Origin of the sequence: Enterocloster sp. OA13 (genome assembly GCF_022440595.1) — a bacterium.
Classification (GTDB): domain Bacteria; phylum Bacillota; class Clostridia; order Lachnospirales; family Lachnospiraceae; genus Enterocloster; species Enterocloster hominis.
This window is the reverse complement of the sequence record NZ_JAKNTF010000001.1, coordinates 2,962,233-2,985,044: the sequence shown is the minus strand read 5'-3', so window position 1 is coordinate 2,985,044 and position 22,812 is coordinate 2,962,233. Positions and strand designations below refer to the sequence as shown.

General features: G+C 49.2%; 21 protein-coding genes. 10 read left to right on the top strand and 11 right to left on the bottom strand.

Features of this window, described 5'->3' with window-relative positions; genetic code table 11:
• Nucleotides 1-65 precede the first annotated feature (65 nt).
• The 5 genes from MCJ35_RS13220 to MCJ35_RS13200 form a co-directional block, all read right to left on the bottom strand.
• Nucleotides 66-1,577 carry a recombinase family protein gene (locus tag MCJ35_RS13220; protein WP_025486812.1) on the bottom strand — a complete coding sequence of 504 codons (1,512 nt, stop codon included), beginning with the start codon at nt 1,575-1,577 and terminating at the stop codon, nt 66-68.
• Between the two features lie 94 nt (nt 1,578-1,671).
• On the bottom strand, nt 1,672-1,863 hold the full coding sequence (locus MCJ35_RS13215) for a hypothetical protein (protein WP_025486813.1): 192 nt from the start codon (nt 1,861-1,863) through the stop codon (nt 1,672-1,674).
• A 69-nt stretch (nt 1,864-1,932) separates the two neighbouring features.
• Entirely contained in the window at nt 1,933-2,877 is a 945-nt protein-coding gene (mobV, locus tag MCJ35_RS13210) for a MobV family relaxase (protein WP_240299518.1), read from the bottom strand.
• 182 nt (nt 2,878-3,059) lie between these two features.
• Nucleotides 3,060-3,455, bottom strand: a complete 396-nt coding sequence (locus MCJ35_RS13205) for a replication initiator protein A (protein WP_025486814.1) — start codon at nt 3,453-3,455, stop codon at nt 3,060-3,062.
• A gap of 112 nt (nt 3,456-3,567) precedes the next feature.
• Entirely contained in the window at nt 3,568-3,981 is a 414-nt protein-coding gene (locus tag MCJ35_RS13200) for a cysteine-rich VLP domain-containing protein (RefSeq protein ID WP_240299517.1), read from the bottom strand.
• Between the two features lie 340 nt (nt 3,982-4,321).
• Here MCJ35_RS13200 and MCJ35_RS13195 point away from each other — a divergent pair, with 340 nt between their 5' ends.
• Genes MCJ35_RS13195 through MCJ35_RS13185 form a run of 3 tightly spaced genes read left to right on the top strand, consistent with a single transcriptional unit; the run spans nt 4,322 to nt 5,896 of the window.
• The gene (locus MCJ35_RS13195) at nt 4,322-4,609 is read left to right on the top strand and encodes a hypothetical protein (RefSeq protein WP_025486815.1); all 288 of its coding nucleotides are present in this window, start codon (nt 4,322-4,324) and stop codon (nt 4,607-4,609) included.
• Between the two features lie 34 nt (nt 4,610-4,643).
• A complete protein-coding gene (locus MCJ35_RS13190) occupies nt 4,644-5,444 on the top strand; it encodes a helix-turn-helix domain-containing protein (protein WP_025486816.1) in 801 nt (266 codons plus the stop codon).
• 38 nt (nt 5,445-5,482) lie between these two features.
• Complete coding sequence (locus tag MCJ35_RS13185; RefSeq protein ID WP_025486817.1) at nt 5,483-5,896, top strand: hypothetical protein; 414 nt, start codon at nt 5,483-5,485, stop codon at nt 5,894-5,896.
• A 1,070-nt stretch (nt 5,897-6,966) separates the two neighbouring features.
• Here the strand turns inward: MCJ35_RS13185 and MCJ35_RS13180 are convergent.
• The 4 genes from MCJ35_RS13180 to MCJ35_RS13165 all read right to left on the bottom strand — a co-directional run bounded on the left by MCJ35_RS13180 (nt 6,967) and on the right by MCJ35_RS13165 (nt 11,709).
• A complete protein-coding gene (locus MCJ35_RS13180; RefSeq protein WP_025486819.1) occupies nt 6,967-8,145 on the bottom strand; it encodes an aminotransferase-like domain-containing protein in 1,179 nt (392 codons plus the stop codon).
• 28 nt (nt 8,146-8,173) lie between these two features.
• A complete protein-coding gene (gene pdxR, locus MCJ35_RS13175) occupies nt 8,174-9,682 on the bottom strand; it encodes a MocR-like pyridoxine biosynthesis transcription factor PdxR (RefSeq protein WP_240299516.1) in 1,509 nt (502 codons plus the stop codon).
• A gap of 145 nt (nt 9,683-9,827) precedes the next feature.
• A complete protein-coding gene (locus tag MCJ35_RS13170; protein ID WP_240299515.1) occupies nt 9,828-10,739 on the bottom strand; it encodes a LysR family transcriptional regulator in 912 nt (303 codons plus the stop codon).
• A complete protein-coding gene (locus MCJ35_RS13165) occupies nt 10,720-11,709 on the bottom strand; it encodes a LysR family transcriptional regulator (RefSeq protein WP_008717189.1) in 990 nt (329 codons plus the stop codon). The genes MCJ35_RS13170 and MCJ35_RS13165 overlap by 20 nt, the downstream gene beginning before the upstream one ends.
• A gap of 215 nt (nt 11,710-11,924) precedes the next feature.
• On the opposite strand from MCJ35_RS13165, the gene MCJ35_RS13160 reads away from it, so the two are divergent.
• On the top strand, nt 11,925-13,205 hold the full coding sequence (locus MCJ35_RS13160; protein WP_025486821.1) for an SLC13 family permease: 1,281 nt from the start codon (nt 11,925-11,927) through the stop codon (nt 13,203-13,205).
• 62 nt (nt 13,206-13,267) lie between these two features.
• Complete coding sequence (locus tag MCJ35_RS13155) at nt 13,268-15,130, top strand: CE1 family esterase (RefSeq protein ID WP_025486822.1); 1,863 nt, start codon at nt 13,268-13,270, stop codon at nt 15,128-15,130.
• Between the two features lie 91 nt (nt 15,131-15,221).
• Here MCJ35_RS13155 and MCJ35_RS13150 read toward each other — a convergent pair whose 3' ends face one another.
• Together MCJ35_RS13150 and MCJ35_RS13145 are read right to left on the bottom strand one after the other, a co-directional pair.
• Nucleotides 15,222-16,106 (bottom strand): LysR family transcriptional regulator, encoded by an 885-nt coding sequence (locus MCJ35_RS13150; RefSeq protein WP_025486823.1) that lies wholly within the window; start codon nt 16,104-16,106, stop codon nt 15,222-15,224.
• Complete coding sequence (locus tag MCJ35_RS13145; RefSeq protein ID WP_162158555.1) at nt 16,093-17,019, bottom strand: LysR family transcriptional regulator; 927 nt, start codon at nt 17,017-17,019, stop codon at nt 16,093-16,095. Before MCJ35_RS13145 ends, MCJ35_RS13150 begins: the two co-directional genes overlap by 14 nt.
• Before the next feature lie 330 nt (nt 17,020-17,349).
• Between MCJ35_RS13145 and MCJ35_RS13140 the strand changes: the two genes are divergently transcribed.
• The 5 genes from MCJ35_RS13140 to MCJ35_RS13120 are packed head-to-tail and all read left to right on the top strand — an operon-like array spanning nt 17,350 to nt 22,799.
• Nucleotides 17,350-18,945, top strand: coding sequence for an ABC transporter substrate-binding protein (locus MCJ35_RS13140; RefSeq protein ID WP_008717179.1), 1,596 nt, complete (start codon nt 17,350-17,352; stop codon nt 18,943-18,945).
• 30 nt (nt 18,946-18,975) lie between these two features.
• Nucleotides 18,976-19,905: an ABC transporter permease gene (locus MCJ35_RS13135; RefSeq protein ID WP_008717177.1), complete on the top strand. Its 930-nt coding sequence runs from the start codon at nt 18,976-18,978 to the stop codon at nt 19,903-19,905.
• Nucleotides 19,906-19,915: 10 nt separating this feature from the next.
• The gene (locus tag MCJ35_RS13130; protein WP_008717175.1) at nt 19,916-20,770 is read left to right on the top strand and encodes an ABC transporter permease; all 855 of its coding nucleotides are present in this window, start codon (nt 19,916-19,918) and stop codon (nt 20,768-20,770) included.
• 13 nt (nt 20,771-20,783) lie between these two features.
• Entirely contained in the window at nt 20,784-21,752 is a 969-nt protein-coding gene (locus MCJ35_RS13125) for an ABC transporter ATP-binding protein (RefSeq protein ID WP_025486825.1), read from the top strand.
• Nucleotides 21,753-21,755: 3 nt separating this feature from the next.
• Nucleotides 21,756-22,799 (top strand): ABC transporter ATP-binding protein, encoded by a 1,044-nt coding sequence (locus MCJ35_RS13120; RefSeq protein ID WP_025486826.1) that lies wholly within the window; start codon nt 21,756-21,758, stop codon nt 22,797-22,799.
• Nucleotides 22,800-22,812: the final 13 nt, after the last annotated feature.

The following is a 22,812-nucleotide window of genomic DNA, read 5'->3' as shown; positions in this document are numbered from 1 at the left end:
CATACGAAAGTACAGTTTACAAGGGACTACACAGGGTAACGGTCTGACGGGAGGTGTGCCGCCCGTCAGATTTTCCATGTGATGTTCAAACTGTCGCTTGTAGCGGCTATGGTGGTAATCATCAAGTCCACCACCCGCCGCTTGTCGTCAAAGGATACATTCTCCCAAGTGTCGAGGTAGCCGGAAATTTGGCTGACCTGTTCCGGGCTTATGGCTTCCACCGTCAACTCGGCTATCTGCTTCACAAGTTCCTGTTTGCGCCCGTCCAGTTCCGCTATCTTCACATTCACATAGGAGAGCAGGACATTGTTTGCACCCGTCAGACTGTCCACCAGCTTTTCAATCTCGCTGTCCACATGGAGAAGTTCCACTTGCAGGGCGGCAATTTTCGGGTTTGCCTTTGCCGCTTTCTTTCTGCCTGTCAGCGTCTTGTAGCTTGCCAGTTTCTTTACCATCTGCTGATAAATAACCGTTTCCAGTTCCGAAGTGATGATTTTCCCGCAGCCCGGACAGCTTTTATTGTCCAGCCGTTTCGTACAGCGGAGATATTGCTTGCCGGACGGATTGAAGATACTCATAAGTGCATATCCACAGTTCCCGCATTTGATTTTCCCCGCCAGCCATGTGTGGGTGGCTTTCCGGGCGGACTGGATTTTCATATTGTTCATCAGCTTCTTGCGGCAGGCCAGCCATATATCCGCCGGGACAATGCCCTCATGGGGAGCCAGCACCAGCATTTGGTCTTTCAAGTCGTTTTTCTTGCTGGGCTTCACATCCCGTCCCTGATACAGATAACAGCCGTTTGTCCCCGTAAAGTCGGCAGCGTCATTGACAATGATTGTCCCTTGACTTTTGAAAAATTCGTACACATCAAGGTCTGCCTGCACATAGACAGGATTGCGTAACATCTGCGCCAGCGTGGGGCGTATTAGTTCCTTGCCGTTGAATAAAATTCCCTGTTCGGCAAAGTACCGGGTAATGTCCCCGTAGGAGGTTGTGGGCTGGGCGTACATCTCAAACATCAGCCGGATATTTGCCGCTTCGTCTGGATTTACCACCAGCTTTTTTGTGTTGATACCGTCCATCTTAATCGGCTCTGTATGGAAGCCATAAGGGGCTTTCCCACCCATCTTGAAACCTCGCTGGCTGCGGGAATAGTAAGCGTCCGTCACCCGCTTCTGTATCGTTTCCCTCTCAAGCTGGGCGAACACGATACAGATATTCAGCATAGCTCTCCCCATTGGGGTGGAGGTATCAAACTTTTCCGTAGAGGACACAAACTCCACATTGTACTGCTGGAACAGCTCCATCATGTTGGCAAAGTCCAGAATGGAACGGCTGATACGGTCAAGTTTGTAAACAACGACCTTTGCTATCAAGCCCCGCTTAATGTCCCGCACCAGTTCTTGAAACTTCGGACGGTCTGTGTTCTTGCCGCTGTATCCTTTGTCTGTATATTCCTTACAGTTCCCACCTTTCAATTCGTATTTGCAAAACTCAATCTGGCTTTCAATGGAAATGCTGTCCTTTTTGTCTACCGATTGTCTTGCATAGATTGCGTCTATTCTGTTGTTCATATTGTCGCTCCTTTTCTTCAAAAAGAAACGGAGCTGCTGACAGTTTTATTATACCGCCAGCAGCCCCGCAAATCAACGATGGCTTTGGAAAACCTTATGCCCCAGCTTCCTCACTCTGCCGTTTGTCGGCATACTTGCGGAACACCTCATAAAGCTGCTGCTCCAGCTCCCGGCGTTTGGCCACTTCCTGTTCCGGCGTGAACACCGGGGAGAGATTTTCCAGCGTGATTTCTTTTCCCTGAAAAGTCACGACCTCTGTTTCTTTTTTGTATCTGATATGCTCCATAGAACCTCCTGTATTCAATTTTCAAGGTACAATGCCGCACAGGGACGGCGTAAAAATCTGCTTATAAAATCACCTTTCCTTTCCATGCTGCCGCTGCTGCCGTTTCAGCTCCGCCAGTATATCCGGCGGGATACGCTCAATCAGCCTTTGCATATCGTGCAGTTCGCTTTTCAGCTTTGCTCGTTCCATCGTATCTTTCATCTTGCCCTGTTCGCTGGCCCTTGCCCTTGCTTCCAGCTTCTCATTTTCCGCCAACAGGTCATGGATTGTGACTTTGTACTTTTTTAGCTGCCCGGAGAAGTTCTCCATCTGAGGAAACCACTTTTTCAGCATGGAGAGGGCTTCCTCTTTTTTCTTTCCGGCGTTGAACGGGGTAATATCGCCCAGCGTGGCTTCAATGGCTCTTGCCTGTTTGGAGAGATTGACCGCCTGCTTGAACAGACGGGTGGGGATATGCTTCCTGCCTGTCTTGCTGGCGCTTTCCCCACGCTCCAAGTCGGGATATTTCTCCACCATATAAGCGTGAAAATCGTCCTGCCACTTTGTCAAATTCGCCCGGTTGCCGATGATTTCCTTAGCACACAGGCGGTTGTCCTTTGTCAGCGGCACAAAGGTCAAATGCAGGTGGGGCGTTTTCTCGTCCATGTGTACCACCGCCGACACGATATTTTCTTTCCCTACCCGCCCGATTAAGAAATCAGCCGCCCTCTGGAAAAACGCCTGTATCTCCTTTGGGGATTTCCCCTTGAAAAACTCCGGGCTGGCGGTAATGAGCGTATCGACAAACCGGGTGCTGTCTTTCCTTGTACGGCAACCGGCCTGTTCGATACGGTTTTGAATAAAATGATAGTACCTGCCCTCCGGCTTGATGATGTGGAAATTGTATTTGCTCCGGCTGGTGTCAATGTCGGGGTTGCTGGCGTATTGCTCTTTCTGCCGTTCGTGATGGGCTTCCAGCGGTCTTGCCGGGTTGCCCTTATGCTTCTCAAACCGCAAAATTGCGTGCTGTGCCATAAACTCCTTTCCCCATTCTTTTCCTATCCGGGACTTTTCCACAGGAAAATCCCGCCGGAAATAGCTCTGATAGGATTGGAATGGAATTGATATAAATAAATCTGTTAATCTCTGTATTTCTATCTTCCGTCCGGTTTTCGTACTTCAAGAGGATTGATTTTCGTACTTGTCAAGTACGCTTTTCAGCCCTCCGGCGTACCAAAACGGGATTTCTTGAAGTCGGTGTTTGAAACCGCTTCATAGGATTTTGGGTAAATACGGTTGGGTTTTCCACAGCCCTGCTTCTGTATCTCCACAAGCCCCGCATACTGCAACTCCCGCAGGGTATTGGCTGCTTTCTGCCGCCCACAGTGGAGCAGGGCGACCACCTCGCAGATTGGATAATACAGGAAAATGCGCCCGTATTCGTCCGCCCAGCCGTTCTTGCGGGATAGCTCTGTCCGGCGCAGGATAAAGGCGTACAGTATCTTTGCTTCGTTGGACAGGGGCGTAAATGTAGGGGCTTCAAAGAGAAAATTCGGGAGCCGGGTAAAGCTGACCGATTTCTCCGGCTGATGAATATAAATCGTGTTTGTCATAGTGTGCTTTGTGGACAGTTAGAACGGCATTTCCGGGGGTGGACGATACTTTTATACCACCTGCCCCGTTTTGGGGCTTGCAAAGCCTGATAAATCAAGGCTTTTTTCACTCCTAACTGTCCACAGCAGACCTCCTTTTCTGTTCACTTTCTGTTTTCTGCCGCCTGTGAACGCTGGCGGCACAGCCGGGGCAGTATTTTGCCCGGTTGGATTTTGGGAGAAAGGCTTGTCCGCATATAGCGCAGCGTTTCGTGTCCTTATCCCGGAAAATATCCGCTTCCAGCGTCCCGTCCAGCGGCAAGACCGCCCAGCGGAACCACTTACAGCAGACCGAGAAAGAAACCGTCTGCGGGCAGGTGCAGGTGTCCCCATCGTCAAGGACAATGCAGTTGCCGTCCTCACAGCAACAGCACTCCCGGCGAATGAGGGCGTTTGCCCGTTTCCTCTGCGCCGGTGTCATGCGGTAAAGGGAACCGTCCGGCCTGCGTTCCAGCGGCGGCAAGTCTTTATAGGGGTTATCTCTCATGCGTTCCCTCCATTTTTCCTTCGCCGTTCTCTCCGAAAAGGCTTCCTGCCCCATTCCTGCGGCGTGTTCCGGCGTTGGCACGCTCCCCGGACTTCGGGACATTTTGTCCCGAAGTGGCTCGCTGCGGTGCTTCCCCTGCCGGGGTATTCCTTTTCGGACGGTCATTCATTTTTCAAGGTGCAGCTCATCGATGAACTACCCTAAGTCTACACCTAAAAGACCGCCCGCCCCGTATATCCATAAGGTCGGAAATCAGCCCGGAAAACTCTCTATTTCCACGCTCTCGGAATTGTGGTAAAATGGAAAAAACAGAATGCCATTTTCGTTTAGGGAGGTCTCTATGTCAAAATTAAGTGATTTAATAAATGCAGAAGATAGTTTTCTGGTAAAACTAAGATGTGAAAATACTTTTGACGAAACGAAATATTTAGAAATTAAAAATCAAATCCTTATTGAAATGCCAAAGTGGAGAACACAGGGATTTATTTTGAATTGTGATGTTGAAGTGTTAATTAGCTTGATTGACCAATTAGCGGGAGGAAGCCGCTTCTTTAGCGAGGAAACAGCAATCAGGGTTGAGGATGCTTGTATGGAAATAGAAGAAATTATAAACTGTTTAGGAAGTTAAGTCGTCATATATTAAGTAGACAAGGAGGGAGGGCATGGAATTATCCATACAAGAACGATTGAAAGACCTGCGTGTGGAGCGTGGGCTGACGCTGGAGCAACTTGAAGAACAAGTAAATCTCTCAAAGTCTGCGCTGGGCAGCTATGAAGCAAAGGACTTCAAGGACATCAGCCACTATGCTATTATCAAGCTGGCGAAGTTTTACGGCGTGACCGCCGATTATCTGCTGGGGCGTTCTCAAACAAAAAATCACCCAAACGCCAATCTTGCAGACCTGCGTTTGAGTGATGATATGATTGAACTGCTGAAAAGCGGGCGGGTGGATAATTCCCTCTTGTGTGAACTGGCAGTACACCCGGATTTTCCCCGGCTGATGGCTGACCTTGAAATCTATGTAAACGGTATAGCAGGCAAACAGGTGCAGAGTGCAAACGCCATTGTGGATGCCATGAGCGCAACCATTATGAAGCAGCACAATCCCGGCTTGTCCGACCCGCAGTTAAGACAGCTTATCGCCGCCCATATTGACGATGACAGCTTTTGCCGCTATGTGATACAGCAGGACATAAACAAGATAGCTCTTGACCTGCGGAAAGCACATAAGGACGATTTTTTCAGCGTCCCGGAGGACAATCCGCTGGAAGATTTTTTACAGACCGCAGACGAAGTCGCCAGCGAGGACGGCGACCCGGAACAAGCGTCTTTGGCGTTTATCTGTAAGCGGCTTAAATTGAATTTGAAGAAGCTGTCCGAGGAAGAAAAGAAATGGTTGAAAAAGATTGCACAGAAGTCGGACTTGCTGAAAAATCCAAACCCCCAGCGAGGGAGAAAGTAAGAGAGCGATAAACAAGAAATCTGAAAGGAGTTATCAATATGAGTTATGATTTGATGGTTTTTGAGAGAACAAAAGCACCTACCACAAAAAAAGAATTTATGGCATGGTATGAAAAGCAAACGGAATGGGAGGAAGAACATGATTACCAAACGATTAGTGTTTCTTCTCCGGCTTTACAAAACTGGTTTATGGAAATGAAAGAAAAATTCCCGCCCATGAATGGGGAATATGCACCAAATGACGATGCTCTTGATGAAGATGAAAATTTGGAGTTGCATATGGTTGATTACAGTATTGGATATAATGTAATTTACGCTGCGTTTTCTTGGTCGGTGGCAGACGAGGCGTATGAACTTATGCGTAGTTTAGCTCAAAAACACAAGGTTGGATTTTTTGATGTGAGTGGAGATGATGGCGATATTATTTTGCCAGATGGGATTATGATAAAATAATATGATACATACCTATTCTCATTCTCACTTACCGGGAAAATAACAAAGCCAGTCGAGCCAGTCAACGGTCAAGATGAACGGCGCATTTTATGCGCCGCCGTTGACAGTCCCGCCCGTCTTTGCTAATGGGTAATCAAGGCGGGAAAGCCCTAAAATGGCTTCCCGCCCATTTCAATTTTGAGAGAAAAATCCGTCTGTTTTTTCGTAAGTGTGGCTATCTGTATGGGACACTTTGTCCCATAGTTCGGCGTAGGACAAGGGACGGGGGCATTCATATACGCCCTGTCTGCTGGCGAAACCAGTCCTGCGCTTGCGGCTCCACGCCACGCAATCACAGCCCTGTTTTCCTGCCGCTTCAAATGCCCTTGCCCTCCCCGGCGGCAACGGTATTTTCACGGCAACGCCGACAGAGCGTATAACACACTACACTTTGCTTTGCAAAGTCGTGTGCCAAAGGGGGACCCCCTTTGGAAACCCCAGACAACAAAACAGGCGGTATGCTGCCCTTTCCGGGAGCATACCGCCGTTTGTTGTCAGCAGCCCGTTTCACGGTCTGCGTGTAGTTCCTTGTAAACTGACCTAAAGATAAGTTTAAATTACAAATGGAACAAAGCATATAAAAAATATGTCTTGAATTTTAAGAGGAGAAATGTTATAGTAAAGACATAAAAAGGAACAACCGCCCACAAGGTGGGTTGGCCTAATAGTTGGATAGAAATTCCACCCTGCTACTCGCCAAAGTTTAGGGGTGGTTTTTCTATGTTAAGCTAGCGACAAATCAAATAAATGAATGTCAGCAACGCCAAAATAAACATTCCAAATGCCATTAGGTCTTTAAAATCGAAATGTTTCATAGACATCACCTCCATTCTATGTAGAATGAAGGCCAACGCCACCCTGCAACACGATTGTTCCTTGAAATGAATATAGCGTAAATCTCCAGGACAGTCAAGAGAAATACGGTAGAATGCTATTTACAACTTTACAGAACTTTTAAATTTAATGTGCCATAATAAGCCCGTTGGGTTAAAAGCTGCAGACTGTCTTAAATGTCCGTTGGACAGGCTGGCTTATACAACCAGTACCTGTCCTATCCGCGCAATCCCTTCCTCAATCCTGTCCTCCGGCATATTGGAGAAATTAATCCTCAGGGTGTTCGGTTTATTTCTGTTGGGATAGAAGGAATTGCCGGGTACGAATGCAACGTTGTACTCAAGACACTTTTCAAGCAGCGCAACCGTATCAACGGCATCATTTAATTCTATCCAAAGAAAAAGCCCGCCTTCCGGTTTCGTGTATTTTATATCGGATGGGAAAAAGCGGTTTACGGCGTCAAGGGCCACATCCCGGCGCTTTCTGTAGACCTCGCGTATTGTCCTGATATGCGCGTCAATATCATATTGTTCCAGATAGGCGGAAATGACCATCTGGGCAATGGTACTGCACTGCAGGTCCACGCCCTGTTTGACAAGGACATACTTGCGTATGACCTCCGCTTCCCCGGCAATCCAGCCGATGCGGTAGCCAGGGCAGAGGATTTTGGAAAATGTCCCGGTGCATATGATATTGCCGGTACGGTCAAAGGATTTTATGGAGGGAAGGAAGCTGCCTTCATACCGCAGTTCCCCGTATGGATTGTCCTCGATTACCGCAACATTGTATGCTGCTGAAAGTTCAGCCAGCTTCTGCCTGCGGTTAAGGCTCCATGTCCTTCCCGTTGGATTCTGGAAATTAGGGATTACATAAATCAGCTTTGCATCCGGTTCGGCCTTTAATGCATGTTCCAGTTCTGGAATCATCATTCCCTCCTCATCGGTTGGAACCTCCACGAACCTGCACCCATATGCCTTGAAGGCGCTGATTGCAGCCAGGTAGGTAGGGCTTTCACACAGTACCACATCCCCTTCGTCTAAAAATAGTTTTCCTGAAAGGTCAAGGGCCTGCTGGGAACCATTGGTCATCATGATATCGTCCCCGCCGAATGAGGTGCCCAGCTGGGCGTTCATGCGCTGTGCAATCCATTTCCTTAAGGGTCCGTATCCCTCCGTGGTGGAATACTGCAGTGCCTGGCCGCCATTGTGGTCCAGGACATGATTGTTTGCCTTTTTAATCTCTTCTATGGGAAACAGCTCCGGGGCCGGAAGCCCTCCGGCAAAGGAAATGACTTCCGGTTTTTCAGTCAGCTTTAACAGTTCCCGTATTTCGGATGCTTTCATATCTGCCATCCTTCTTGCGTAGTTGTAGTCCATGATGATTCTCCTTATGATATTGGATTGGTTAAAGGATTGGATTGATCTCGGCGGTCAGTGCCTCTTCATCCTTATGCGCGGCACTGAGCTGGCGGATAAGGCTGCACAGGATTCCTATACCGTCTGCAATCCTGTCCTTTGGAGGATAGGTGTAGTTAAGCCTGATATGGCCCTCGCCCTTTTGGGGGGACAGACAGGCCGGCACGCCGGGCAGCACGGCAACCCCTCCTGCCGCTGCTTTTGCAGTAAGTTCAGAGGCCGTGACGCCTTCCGGCAGCCTGCACCACAGATAATAACCGCCTTCGGGCCGGTTCCAGGACAGTCCGGGAGGCGCGTATCTGTTCAGGGCCTCTATCATGATGTCGCGCCGTTCCTGATATTCCCTGCGGATGAAGGCGAGGTGATGCTCCATTTCCCCACTGTTCATGAAACGCTCTACAATCTGCTGGGAAATGCAGCTGGAATGCAGGTCTGTGAGCTGGCGTATGCCGGATAGCTGGGATATCAGTTTCTTGCTGGCGCACATCCATCCCAGCCTCAGTCCCGGTGATATTGTCTTGGAGAAGGTGCTGAGATAGATGACATGTCCGTTTTGGTCCATTGATTTTAATGGGGACATGGCCCGGGCTTCATAGCTCAGTTCACTGTAGGGGTCATCCTCCAATATGGGGATGCCGTACTGACCGGCCAGTTCCAGCAGGCGGATACGCCTGTCCATGCTCATTGAGATGCCGCAGGGATTGTGGAAGACCGGCATGGTGTAGATAAGCTTGGGCTGGTAACGGGACAGCAGCTGTTCAAGTATTCCCACATCCATCCCCTCCCCGTCCATGGGTACGGCCATGATTTTCGCCCCGGCCAGGCGGAAGCTCTGGATGGCAGGAAAGAATGAGGGTTCTTCGATTACCACCACGTCCCCGGGATTGATGAAGGCCCTTGTGATAAGGTCAATGCCCTGCTGGGAGCCGGACAGTATCATGACCTCCGATGGCTGGCAGAAACAGGAGCGCTTCTGCATGAAGGAGCTTATCGCTTTGCGCAGGGAGTAAAAGCCTGACACGGGCGAGACAAGCAGCCGCTCCCTGCTGGCCATCAGTTCGTTCTCGATTCCTTCAAACGCCTGCGCCGGAATGGTGTCAACGGATGCAATCCCGGCGGCAAATGATATGACGTCCTTCTGGTTGGCTATCTCCAGATATTTATTCACATCAAACGTATCATGATGCTTCATATAATCGCTGAACAGATACTCCCACATGGGTTCCCTGGAATAAGGGGGCTTCTCCGGCCTGCTGCGCTCGGGCCTGACGGCAATGGTTCCCCTTCCCACGTGGGAATCCATCAGGCCGTCGGCCTTTAATTCCTTGTAGGCGTTCAGTATGGTGGTCCGGTTGACGCCAAGGGCATCCGCCAGCTGCCGTTCCGAGGGGAACCTGAACCCCTGGGGGATTTCGCCGGAGGTAATCTGTGACTGTATCTGTTCCGCTATCTGTCTGTATAGGGGGATTTTCCTGGATTTATCAATATGGATGTTCATGCCTGCCTCCGATTGGTTGGTTATGATGTGATTGTAAATGGAAAATGCCGGTATGACAACATCCAATTTGGATTGATTTTATACATCCAATCGTGCGGATTATTTCTGTGATAGTGAGAATCCAATGGTAATGGAAAGCAGGCTTTCATACCGGATCATAAAAATCAAAGTCCATCTTTCCCCACGCCTTTTTTACTATCCTTGGCACATCCCTTTTATCCTTGTCCGGTTTTTTGAAATTGGGGTAGGCCAGTATGAAATTAAACGGTTTTGGCGGATGGAGGGGAAGGATGAAAAAGTGCTGCCCTGCATGGGGTGGAATCATGGAGGATGGCAGGAAGGTGGCGCCCCGTCCTTCTTCAAGAAAATTCCTGGCCATCACATGGTCGTCCACTTCATATATCCGGTTCAGGGCAATGTGGTGCTGTGCAAGGATTTCATTTTCAATGCCGCGGGTATAGGAACCGTTTTTCAAAAGGATGAAGGGCAGGGGACCGCAATCCTCTATGGTTGGCGGCCCGGTTAGCTGGCTGCGCAGATATGCCTTGGGGACGGCCAGCAGCAGCTGGTCCTGGCCCAGGATATCTTCTGAAAGCAGGGTATGGTTCAAGGGTGGGGAGCAGAGCAGTGCAAAATCAGCCAGGTCATTCAGCAGATAAGCAACGCTTACCATGGAAGCTGCCCGCAGCAGCTCAAAATCAGTGCCGGGAAGCAATGTGTTCAGTGCCGGGATGATGATGGAAGCTGTTTTTTCATAGAGCATGGGAGCCGCTGCAATCCGGATGGAATGGTGCTTTTTGGGAATGACGTTAAGCCTGTCCATGGTTGCTTCCCGTATCTGAAGGATTTTCCTGGCGCCGTTCAGATAAATCTGCCCGGCCTCGGTTGGGACCATCCTGTGATTCTCGCTTTTGAACAGCTGATGGCCCAGCTGGGCTTCTTCACTTTTAAGGCACTGGCTGACGGCGGAGGGGGAGATGAAATATGCCTTCGCAACCCCGGTCATGGTGCCGAGTCTTTCTAATGCCAAAAGGTATTCAAATCTGGTTGTATTCATAGGCGTCTATCCTTAATTTCCTTTGTTCAAGATAATAGTCGGCATACTGGTGCATGTAATAGGGGGAACCCCAGTTGTTCATCACAAGATGGATCAGGTATTCCTCCGCCTCTGAAAGGGGATATCCGCTCTGCAGGCCGATTCCCTGGTATACGATGATGCGCGGCGAAAGGGAATACACGCTGATGCCGTCATCCGGATTATAATAGGAGTCCGGAATCATGGCCGCGCCTACGCCGTTGAGCACCATTTCGTAGAGAAGGGGTACCACGTTGGAGCGGAATATGATATTGGGTTCCAGGCCTGCATTGCGGTAAAACGAGAGGACCATATTGCCGTAGGAGGTCTCGGGGGCGCTGCCGAGGATGGGGGTGTCACCCAGGCTTGCCAGGTCGATGACCGGATAGGGACGGCCTGGCGGAAGTTCTTTGTAATCGTAGGAAAGAGGATGGCCTTTGGGGAGCATGAGCAGCAGCTCCTCATCCATGAATTTAAGATATTCAAGGCCTGGCAGGCTGGTTTCCATGGCTCCCAGCAGGGACATGGTAATCTCGCCCTCCAGCAGCAGCTTTTTCAGCACCGGGTTTTTATCGCTTACAAACTGAAGGTCAATATCCGGGTATTGATGGCGGAAATCCGGATATATCTTGGCAAATGCCTGGGCGCCCCGGATGGGGCTTCCACCCAGGATGATGCTCTGTTTTGCCTTCTGGGACAGGGCGTCCAGCTTCCTTCTTATATCAAGGGCGGCTTCCAGACATTCCCTGCACCCTTCCAGGTAAATCTGTCCGGCTTCCGTGAAAATCAGTCCCTGCCTGGAGCGTATGACCAGTGACAGGCCAAGTTCCTGCTCCAGGTCGCCGAGCCACTTGGAAAGGGCTGGCTGTGACAGGTTAAGACGTCTGGCCGCCCTGGTAAGGGAACCCTCGCCAGCCAGCGCCGCCATGTATTTCTGGTCCTTCAAGTCCATAGCAAACCTCCATAACTTTTACTTAAAGTTAACATGAATTTAATATGGTTGTCAATAAGGAATATTTAAACTATACTTAAAACATAAGATTTACAGGGATGGCACAACCACATCCAATTGCCGGCAGAGGATGGAAGATAGGTTAGTGTTATCTGGAGTATGAATGTAATTAATGAATTTTACTTAAATGATAGGAAAGTATGAGGGGTACATTTATGCAGATGTATATTGTTTTAGGTTTGCTGGTTTTTATGATTGCCATGTTTTTTACACACAAGGTCCCTTATGGTGTGACCACCATGACCTGCTGCGTGATGCTTGCTTTAACAGGTGTGTTTGATATTTCAACGGCGTTTTCAGGTCTGGCTAACAAGACCACGATACTGATTGCCTGTATGTTTACGGTTGCCTATGCCTTTGGTAAGACAAGCCTTATCAATAAGGTCAGGAACAGCATGGAGAGGATTAAGGGAAAAAGCGGGCTTGCGTTCATCATCTTTCTATTCCTGGTAACCATTGTACTGTCACAGCTTATGGGAAGGACGGCCATTGTCTCCATTGTCGCCCTGTTCCTGGTATCCCTGGATGATAAGGATGAAATCTGTGCTTCGCGCATGATTTTTGCTGCATTTGCCGTCATGGCTGCCTGGAGCCTTAAATTCCCCGTGGGACTGGGAGCAACCATGTCCCCGACGGCCAATGCATATTATGAGGGCATCATAAGTAACCCGGCCCTGATGCTTCTGCCCGGGGATTTTATTAAGGTTTCCTTCATACCTGCAACAGCCCTTACCATCTACGCCTTATTTGCATGGAAATTCATTCCAAGGCATGGGGTCAATACCTCCGATGTAAAGGAGATAAAGGAGACCACGGCCATATCAAGGCGTGACGAGACAATTATCAATATTGTATTTATCGGTGTTCTTTTAGGATTTATTTTTGGGGCAAGGATTGGCAATCTGATGTATGTGATTCCGGCTGCCGGCGTGCTTGTGCTGCTTTACACAAAGACACTGACCACCAAGGAAACGGTCAATTCCCTGACCGGGGACATGGTGTGGATGATTGCGGGCGTCCTTGTGATGTCGGATGCCATCGGCAGATCCGGTGTGGGTGATATGATTGGAAATGGCCTCCTTGTGCTTCTTGGGGATAAGCCCTCCGGCGTGTTCGTGCTTTTTGTATTTGCAGTTACCTCCATTGTGATGACCACCTTTATGTCTAATACAGGGACAGCGGCTGTCCTTACCCCCATTGCCGCATCGCTTTCCATGGTCGCGGGTATGGATCCAAGGGGAATCGTACTGATCATCAATATTGCATCCATCATGGCCATCGCTTTCCCAAGCGGCTCAGCAGAGTGTGCCCTGGCGTTTGCCATTGGACAGCATGAGCCGGGTAAGCTTCTTAAGTTTACGCTGCCCTATCTGCTGATTGCGGTTGTGACCCTTGTTATTTCAGCCAGCATCTTCTTCCCGGTATATCCGGCGTAGAATCAGGGTGTGTTTGGCTTGTCATGCAATATATATAATTATAGAAAGGTGAGGTATCAGCCATGAAATCATATTTACAGGAACCGGTGGCCCAGGTTTTACCGGACGCTTCCCTGGTGACAATAGACAGAAAGAATTATTACAGGCAGTTCCTTCATGGGTATTACCAGTTTGACTGCGCTGTCAGCGGGACAGTGACCCGTTCCGCAAAATTTTACATACCCGAGGGTTCCATCTACAACCAGCCCACGGTCTTTATCGGTATACCGGGAGGAAGGAATCCCTGGGAGTTCATGGTGGAAAGCGGCTGGAAGGAGCTTTCAGACCGTTATGGGCTTTATCTGGTGCTGATGGAAGCCGGGGACGGTGGCGTCTGGAAAAACGACGGGGCTGACCTGGATTATCTCAATGCCCTTAACAACGACCTTGCGGTGCGGCCTTTATTCTGTTCCTTCCAGGCCAATTTCTATGCGGCTGCCTATGGGGACGCGGCGGATGCGGTGGGCGCGCAGAGCAGGAAGATGCCCAGGGCCTACGCGGCCGTGGCTTTGCTTGGAACCAGCGGGATGACAGCAGAAGAGGCAGAGGCTTTGAGGACAACGCAGTCCCGTGTGGAAGGCGTCTGTTACAGCCAGGTGCAGTGTCCTGTGTGGCTTTTATCCGCAGGAAAGGATGAAGCGGCAGAGCGGGAGATTGGCTATTACAGGCATGCGAATCACAGCGGGGATTCCGGTATTGTATCCGGGGCTGGTTCCAGTGCCGGATTCGGCGCCTCATCCAATCCTGTATCCGATGGTGCGGATGGGATGAGGATTACCTGGGTCCCGCAGGAAGGCGGCACCGTGGATGAACATTGGTGTGCCAATGTGGTGGCGGATTTCGGACCATGGGAAAAGAGCGTGGACCGGAAGTACAGCGAGGCGGTCCTGACAGAGCTGTTTGACGGGATCTACCGCTATCCGGGCAATAACAATGGCGCCCTGAGGCGGGCGGGCAATATATATGAAAGAGGCTTTGAAAAGTTCTCAGCCGATGTGTGGGGCGGATATTATGGGGACAGGCGTGATACCTACCGGAGGGAGTGGTATGTTTATGTTCCCAAGTCCGCACCAAAGGAGGGCGGGATGCCGGCCGTGTTCGTGTTCCACGGCGCCGGAGGAAGCGGGGATGAGATTGCGGACCGTATCGGTTGGAGCTATGTGGCTGATAAGTATGGTTTCATGATCATCATGCCAACTGCATCCGAACCGAATGAGGTGCGTTCCATCAGCGGTATCCGGACCAACAACATTTTCAGGGCCATGTGGAATACAGGGGAGCCGCAGCCGGAGCGTCCGGAGGATATGAGGTTCCTGGACTTCCTGTACCAATGGCTGACAGGGCATTATCCGGTTGATAAGAGCCGTATCTATGCCAGCGGACAGTCCTCTGGCGGAATGATGAGCTGGGCCTGCGCTGCTTACCGCCCGGACTATTTTGCGGCAGTGGCTCCATTTTCCGCAAGGCATATTGATATTGAGGCAGTGGAACACGGAGGGAAGGAGCGGCCGCCCGTGGAAGGTTCCATGATTCCCATCATAGCCAACCTGGGCTGTTGCGACGCTGCTTTTAAAGGCGGGTTTACACAGGCGCAGGATCTGGTGGACTATTGGTGCGGCAGATATGGCCTGACTAAGAAGTGGGCGGATTACACCTATATGGATGGGGGGAAGAACTGCAGCTATAAAGACGGACTTGTAGCGCACTATGTGTTTGAGACAGAGGATGGGGTGCCAATGCTGCATCTGACGGAAACGGACACCAAAGCCCATGCAACCTGGCCAAGTGAATGTGAATCTGTTTGGAATGGGTATTTTACAAAGTTTTCCAAAAATCCGGTGACCGGGGAATTGTACTATGAGGGAAGGCCCTGTAACAACATGTGAATATAAACGTAAAAGGAACTGACCAGTGTGATATGGGCGGTTCCTTTTACGTTTAGAGGGATGATAGGTCCCATGAATCATGAACTGAGATTCACAGCTCCAATCCCCATAACAATTTCAGGACACGCCTGATTTTGGGCGTGAGTTCCACTCCCTTGCGTATACACAGATAATGGTCATAATACATGGGGGGATCTGGTGTATAGATCTTATAGGCGGTGCTCTCCCTTGCAAGTGTCCTGTGCATCAGCGCGATTCCGGCCCCGCTTTCTATGGCAAGCATGATGGCGCTTAATACGCTGATGGAACACACGTAGTTGAATTGGACCCCATTCTCTGACAGATAACGGGCAACCATTATGCCAAGCCCGCTGTCAGGACGGCATTGGATTGCCTTTGTGCCGTGCAGTGCCGTGATGGGGATTGTGTCTGTGTATTGTAAGTTAATATAGTCAAATTCAGGTGTATTCGGCACGACAATCACCAGGGTATCCGGTTCCGTCATGATACAATCCAGGTCCTCGGGGATACCATGGGGGAGGCTTAAACTGGCAATATCCAGCTGCCCTTTCTGCAGCATCTTTGTACATTCAACAGAATCCACATCAAAGAAAACCGGCATTTCTATCTGCATCTGATTCACCATAAACAACATCATTTCAGCGATGGCAGTGGAATTGTTGATACCTACCCGGACAGGCGGATAGACTTTATTCTGAGCTATCTGGGCAATGCTTTCATTTACTTCATTTCTGACCGCAATCATCTTTTTGGCAGCTTCAATATAAATCCTGCCTTCCGGGGTGGGAATCAGTTTTGCATAACGCCTTTCCATGAGGCGGATGCCCAGTTCACTTTCCAGGGCGGACAGGGCTTTGCTCAGGGCCGGCTGTGATACGTAAAGTTTCTCTGCTGCCCGGGAAAGGTTCCCTTCTTCAGATATGGCAACTAAATATTCAAGCTTATGCAGGTTCATCCGATGTACCTCCTGGAAAATGGATACCGGAAGATTCCGTATACATGGCGTGCAGCAACTGTTCAAAGACATCCATAAGGCATAGGAACTGAGGCGTTTCCCTTTCATGACCGTGAAGGTAGAAGCCGCTTACGGCCTGTACCTCCGACTCAAGCGGATACAGGTCAAACCGTTCAAACAGGCCTACTGCCCCTGACGGGATGATGGTGGTGTATGATCCTGTTTCCATCAGGGACTGGGTGAAGGCGTAGGAACCGGACTCAATTTGGACAAATGGAGAAATTCCATGTACGAACAGCAGGGCGTCACAAGCGGAACGGATACTGGTATCCCTGAACATGGATATGTATTTAAGGCTGTTGAGGGCCGTAAATGGATTGGCCTTATAAGGCTTAAATCCCTTTGGTACAACCAATATGAATGTCTCTGCCATGATTTCCCTGCGCCGTAAATTGTCAATCCCACTTCTTTGGAAGTAAGAGAAAGCAAGGTCCAGTTTCTTCTGCTGGATTAAATCCCTCAGCCTTGCCTCCGGGAGGAAAGAAACCTGCAGCCTGAGCTGCGGATATGCCATTGCAATTTTTTCCAACAGGCTGTTAATCAGCGAGGGGACAATCTCACTGATGCAGATATCGGCTCCAAAGAGTATGGCCTTACTGTCCGGACGTGTCTTTATATCATCCATGGCTTTATCATGCAGGTTAAGGATCTTCCTTGCGCCGTCACAATATAGTTCCCCGGCTTTTGTCATACAGTGCATCTTGCGGTCATATAGCGGTGTCCCTGCTTCTTCCTCCAGGCGGAGTAAGAACAGGCTCAGTGATGACTGGGATATGTCCAGCCGTTTTGCTGCTGTTGCAAGTACCCTTTCTTCCTGAAGGGCTAACATGTATTTGAGTGATTTGTATTGCATCTGGATGCCCATTCCTCCTTAATCGGTATTGTATTTGGTTATAGAGTGTTGACTTTAATTCATTGGACGAAGGTATGTGTTTATATTATACTATAGTTAAAATAGTAAAACAATATAAGAATTTTAACTGAAAATTGTGCAAAAAGCATCAAAACAATAAATGGGGGAAGGGGGAAATATTTTCGGCCAAAAAGTAACAAAATCTTAATATTAAAAATAAGAATAGTTATTATCAGGGATAAGTGAAGAATGGCCATGTAGTGCAAGGGATGTTTGAGGTAGTTGGTTCAATGATGACTGAACAATATAAAAGAGAAGGGTGGATTACATATGAAAAAGATGGCAAAGAAACTGATGTGTCTGTTTATGGCTCTTACATTAGCAGGATGTGGCTCCGGCGCACCGTCCGGTGAGGCTCCGGCAGACGGCTCATCAACAGCCGCGGCAGGGAAGGACAAGGAGGATGGGCGTGTGGTCAATGTGAGCGATGTCATTACATTGATTAATCTGGAAGTGTATGCCAACAATAACAGCTGCGAATTCCTCTATGCGGACCTGGTGTTTGACCCGCTTTATTATGGTGACAGGGAGGGGAATAATACGCCCTGTATCTGTTCCTCCTATGAACTTAATGAGGATGGGACGGAAGCAATCCTGCATATCATTGATGGTGTTAAGTTCCATGATGGTACGGACTTAAATGCAAAGGACGTGGTTGCCACATTTGAATTCATGAAGCGGAATATGGATACCCTGGCACTTGTATCCGCCGTATGGCCGTATCTGGAAAGCGCGGAGTATGTGGATGATAATACGGTAAAGCTGCATCTGACACAGTATTTCGCAACCTTCGAGACAGCCCTTTCTTATACCTGGGTTTTATCAGATGAGGATATCGAGAAATATGGGGATGATTTCCAGTCGGCCGAAAAAGTGATAAATGGCAGCGGGCCATGGAAATATTCAGACTGGGTAGACGGTCAGTATCTGAAAGTTACATGTAATAAGGATTACTGGGACAAGGAGAATGTATCCAATATTGATACCCTTTATGTCTGGTACATATCACAGGAAAATGCCAAGGTGTCGGGGATGATATCCGGGGAAGTGGACTTTGCATCAACCCTGCGCCCGGACATGCTTCCTATGCTGGAAGGGCAGGACGGCATTGAGGTTGTGGGATATGTATCCGATGTCATGCATTATCTTCAGTTTGACTGCGCGGAGGATTCCATTTTCAGTGATATCAATGCCAGGAAAGCAGTGGCGTACGCAATCGACAGGGATACCATGCTGAATCTGGTAGGCGGCGGGGAAGCCATGAACTGCATGTTCTTAAAATCCCTGGCGGGCTATGATGAAACCATTGAGGGGTATGGGTATGATCCTGAGCTGGCTAAGGAATATCTTGCTAAGACAGCATATAAGGGTGAGGAACTGACTATTTATACACGTAATGACCTTGCGTCAATCGATGATGTCATGGCGGTGTTTGTTGAGAATCTGAAGGCAGTGGGCTTTAATGTAACCACGAAGCTGTGTGACAGTGCGGAATTTGTTACAATCCGCCAGGATCCCAGTGCATATGATATGTTCTTTGTTACGCTTGGAGGGTTTGACGGTGACTCCTACAGTCTCTATATCATTCCGCGTATCGTGGATGACTGTCATAACAGTTATTATGTAAATGAGGATTTGAACGGGCTTATCCTGGATTCCTATAAGACCATAGATGCCGGTAAGAGGGAAGGAATGCTTAAGCAGGTTGCAGAAACTGTTTATGAAGAGTGCGGACCGATTCTGGCCGTCTATACTCCCATGGAGTACTGTGTAAAACGTCAAGGCCTTGAGGGCGTCAATATAACCAAGTGTGCAGGACCCTATTTCCGTTATGCACATGTTGACGAGAATGTATGGAAAAAGTAGTTAACCATTTTTGGGAAAAGAGGAGAGCAAATGTTAAAATCCATTCTAAAACGTATCGGTTATATGCTGATAGTGGTATGGGTGGTTTCTGTGATGGCGTTCGTGCTCATGCGGTGTGCCCCGGGGGATCCCACTGTCACAATGCTTCCTGATACTGCCACGGAAGTCCAGCGCGCTGCCCTGAGGGCGGAACTTGGACTGGACCAGCCATATCTTGTACAGTATTGGATATATTTCAAGGGGCTTATTACCGGTAACCTGGGACATTCAACCCTTTACAATGAACCATGCGCAAGAATCATAATGAACCGTCTGCCAACAACACTATGCGTCTCCATCCTGTCCGCGGTGATTGTGTTTATCATCAGTGTGCCCATGGGGATATCGGCAGGTGTGTCAAAGGGAAGCGGGCTTGATTTTTCCATGATATTCTTTGTGGTCATCCTTCAATCCATGTCGGTTGTGTGGGTCTGTGTCCTTTTGCTGCTTGTATTTTCCGTATGGCTCAAGTGCCTTCCTTCCATGGGATATTATGGCCTGTCCAAACCGGCCTATCTTATCATGCCGGTCATAGCCATGAGTTACAGGCTATGCGCACAGCTGGCCAGGATGTCCCGCTCCAGCATGATAGATGTGCTGAATGAGGACTATATTACCTGTGCCTATGCCAGAGGGCTTTCAAAATGGGAGGTTTACTCAAAATATGCACTTAAGAATTCCCTGATTCCAGTGGTGACCATCTATGGTCTGGAAGTGGCAACCATGTTGGCTGGTGCGGTCATCATTGAGCAGGTATTTACCATTCCCGGCATTGGGACCATGCTTGTGACAGCCGTCAATAACAGGGACTATCCCCTTGTCCAGTCATCATTGGTGGTGACTGCGGCCATGTTTTCCATTGTGAATCTGCTGGTTGACATTGCCATTACCTTTATTGACCCGCGGATTAAGGAAGTGTAAGGAGGAGCTTATGCAGAAGAAAATATTATTACGGCGATTTTTGCGCAGTAAGCAGTTCATGTTTGGGCTTGCATTGGTGTTGATACTGATTTTTGTAGCGGTTTTCGCAGACCAGCTTGCACCCCTTGACCCCAATGAATATCATACTGCTGACCGCCTCCTTCCGCCTCAATGGTTTTCCCATGGCACACATGGGTACATCCTTGGCACTGACTCCATGGGCCGGGATATCCTTTCAAGAATGATTGTGGGCGCAAAATCTTCCATGAAGGTTGCGGTTCTTGGCACACTCCTGTCACTGGTGGCAGGGGTGGTGCTTGGAATCATTGCGGGATATAAGGGCGGTTTTTTAGATGTTATCATCATGCGGTGTACAGAGGTCAGCATGTGTGTACCTACCATGACACTGGGCGTTGTTGTCATGGCCATATTCGGTACCAGTATCTTCAATCTGCTCCTTGTCATGATAATCAGTTTCTGGATGAGCTTTGCAAGGGTGTGCCGCAATGAGGTGGTGTCAATCCGGGACAGGGAATTCATCCAGGCGTCCAGGGCGCTGGGGGCTACTAATTTCCATATCATGTTCACACAGATACTGCCTAATGTCACGACTTCCCTGCTTATCGTATGCAGCAACTGCTTTGGCAGTGTGATTTTGGTGGAATCCTGTCTCAGCTACCTTTATCTCGGGGTCCAGCTTCCCACTGCTTCCTGGGGGAACATGATAGCGGCAGGCAAGGACTTTTTGGCAATTGCCCCTTGGACGGTTATTGTACCTGGTGTTGCCCTGATGATTGCTGTCATGGGATTTAATTTCCTGGGAGACGGACTTCGTGACGTGCTGGATCCCAGACAAACAAGATAGCGGGGGAGAGCAAATGGACAATGTGCTTTTAGATATAAAAAATCTGACAGTGGAATTTAAAACAGAGACAGGAATCAAACAGGCCATCAATAATCTGAGCCTTACCATACATAAAGGGGAGGCATTGGGACTGGTAGGGGAGGCAGGAGCCGGAAAGACCACCACGGCCCTTGCCATCCTGCGCCTTCTGTCGCCGAAGTCCGCAATGATTAAGTCAGGTGTCATCACCTATAAGGGAGAGGACCTGGCCGGCTATTCAGAACGGCAGATGCAGGGCCTGCGGGGGGACAAGATTTCCATGATTTTCCAGAACCCCCTTACCTCTCTGAATCCGGTCTTTACGGTAGGGGAGCAGCTGGCCCTTGTGCTGAGGAAGCATCAGGGAATGAAAAATGCCGAGGCGTATAAGGAAGCAGGACATTTGATGGAGATGGTGGGTATCCGTGCGGACAGGATAAAGGACTATCCCCATCAGTTCAGCGGCGGTATGCGCCAGAGGATAGGCATAGCGGCTGCGCTGGCATGTAATCCGGAACTTCTGATTGCGGATGAACCCACAACAGCACTGGATGTTACCATACAGGCACAGATACTGGAACTGATAAAAGTGCTGGAGCAGAAATACTCCACATCGCTGCTGATGATTACCCATAACCTGGGAATCATATCGGAACTTTGCAAGAATGTTGCTGTCATGTATGCGGGATCCATCATTGAATACGGTTCCGTAAAAGAGGTGTTCAGCCATCCCCTTCATCCATATACAGAGGGACTTCTGGGTGCCATCCCCACACTGGATGACGATAAGGAACGGCTGACCGCAATACCTGGCGCGGTTGCAGATCCCTATCATCTGCCAAAGGGCTGCAGTTTTGGACCAAGGTGCGGGCAGTGTACGGCGGAATGTGAAAATGCGGTACCGGAACTGGTTAAAATCAATGATAACCACTATGTTGCCTGCCAGCACCATAAGGAGGGATAAACCATGGATGATAGCATTGTCCGTAATGTGTCAGATAATGACGGAAAAGAGAACCTGATTGAGGTAAAAGACCTGAAAAAACATTTTAAAGTATCCGGAGCAGGGATGCTGCACGCAGTGGATGGGGTTAACTTTGCGGTGAGAAAGGGTGAAACCCTTGGACTGGTGGGGGAAAGCGGATGTGGGAAAAGCACGGTAGGGACCGTACTCATGCGCCTGCAGGGGGCTACCGGCGGTCAGGTATTGGTCAATGGCAGGAATATATTTGACGTCAGGAGCAGGAGTGAGGACCTGGAATTGAGAAGAAGGATGCAGATCATATTTCAGGATCCATATTCTTCCCTTAATCCTAAGAAGAGGGTTAAGGATATTCTCGCAGAGGCATATAAAATACATAAATCATGTACAAAGGAAAGATTGGACAGTACCATCGATGCGCTCTGTGACGTTACCGGGATTGCAAAGGATATGCTGATGCAGTACCCTCATGAGCTGGATGGAGGGAAACGTCAGGTGGTCGGGATAGCAAGGGCGCTGAGCCTTAACCCGGATTTTATTGTGTGCGATGAGCCGGTTTCGGCCCTGGATGTTTCCGTACAGGCTAAAATCATTAACCTTCTGATGGATTTGCAGAACAAGATGGACCTGTCATACTTATTCATCTCCCATGACCTTAGCGTGGTGAAGCATATATCACACAGGGTTGCGGTCATGTATCTTGGGAAGATTGTGGAAATTGCAGATAAGGATATCCTGTTTGGTGATACACGTCATCCGTATTCCATTGCGCTTCTGTCAGCTATTCCCAAAGTGGACGTGAACCGTAAGGTCAGAAGGATTGTGCTTAAGGGGGATGTACCAAGCCCTATTGACCCGAAACCAGTCTGCAGGTTCGCATCCAGATGCTGGATGAGCGAGCCGGTCTGTTTTGAACAGGAGCCGCCCCTTCAGGAAATTGCACCCGGACATTGCGTGGCATGTCATTTTGCACATAAGTCAAGGGAGAAAATGCTCACGGCTGAGATGGCTGGATTTGAGAACGATTAATGATGGAGAGGAG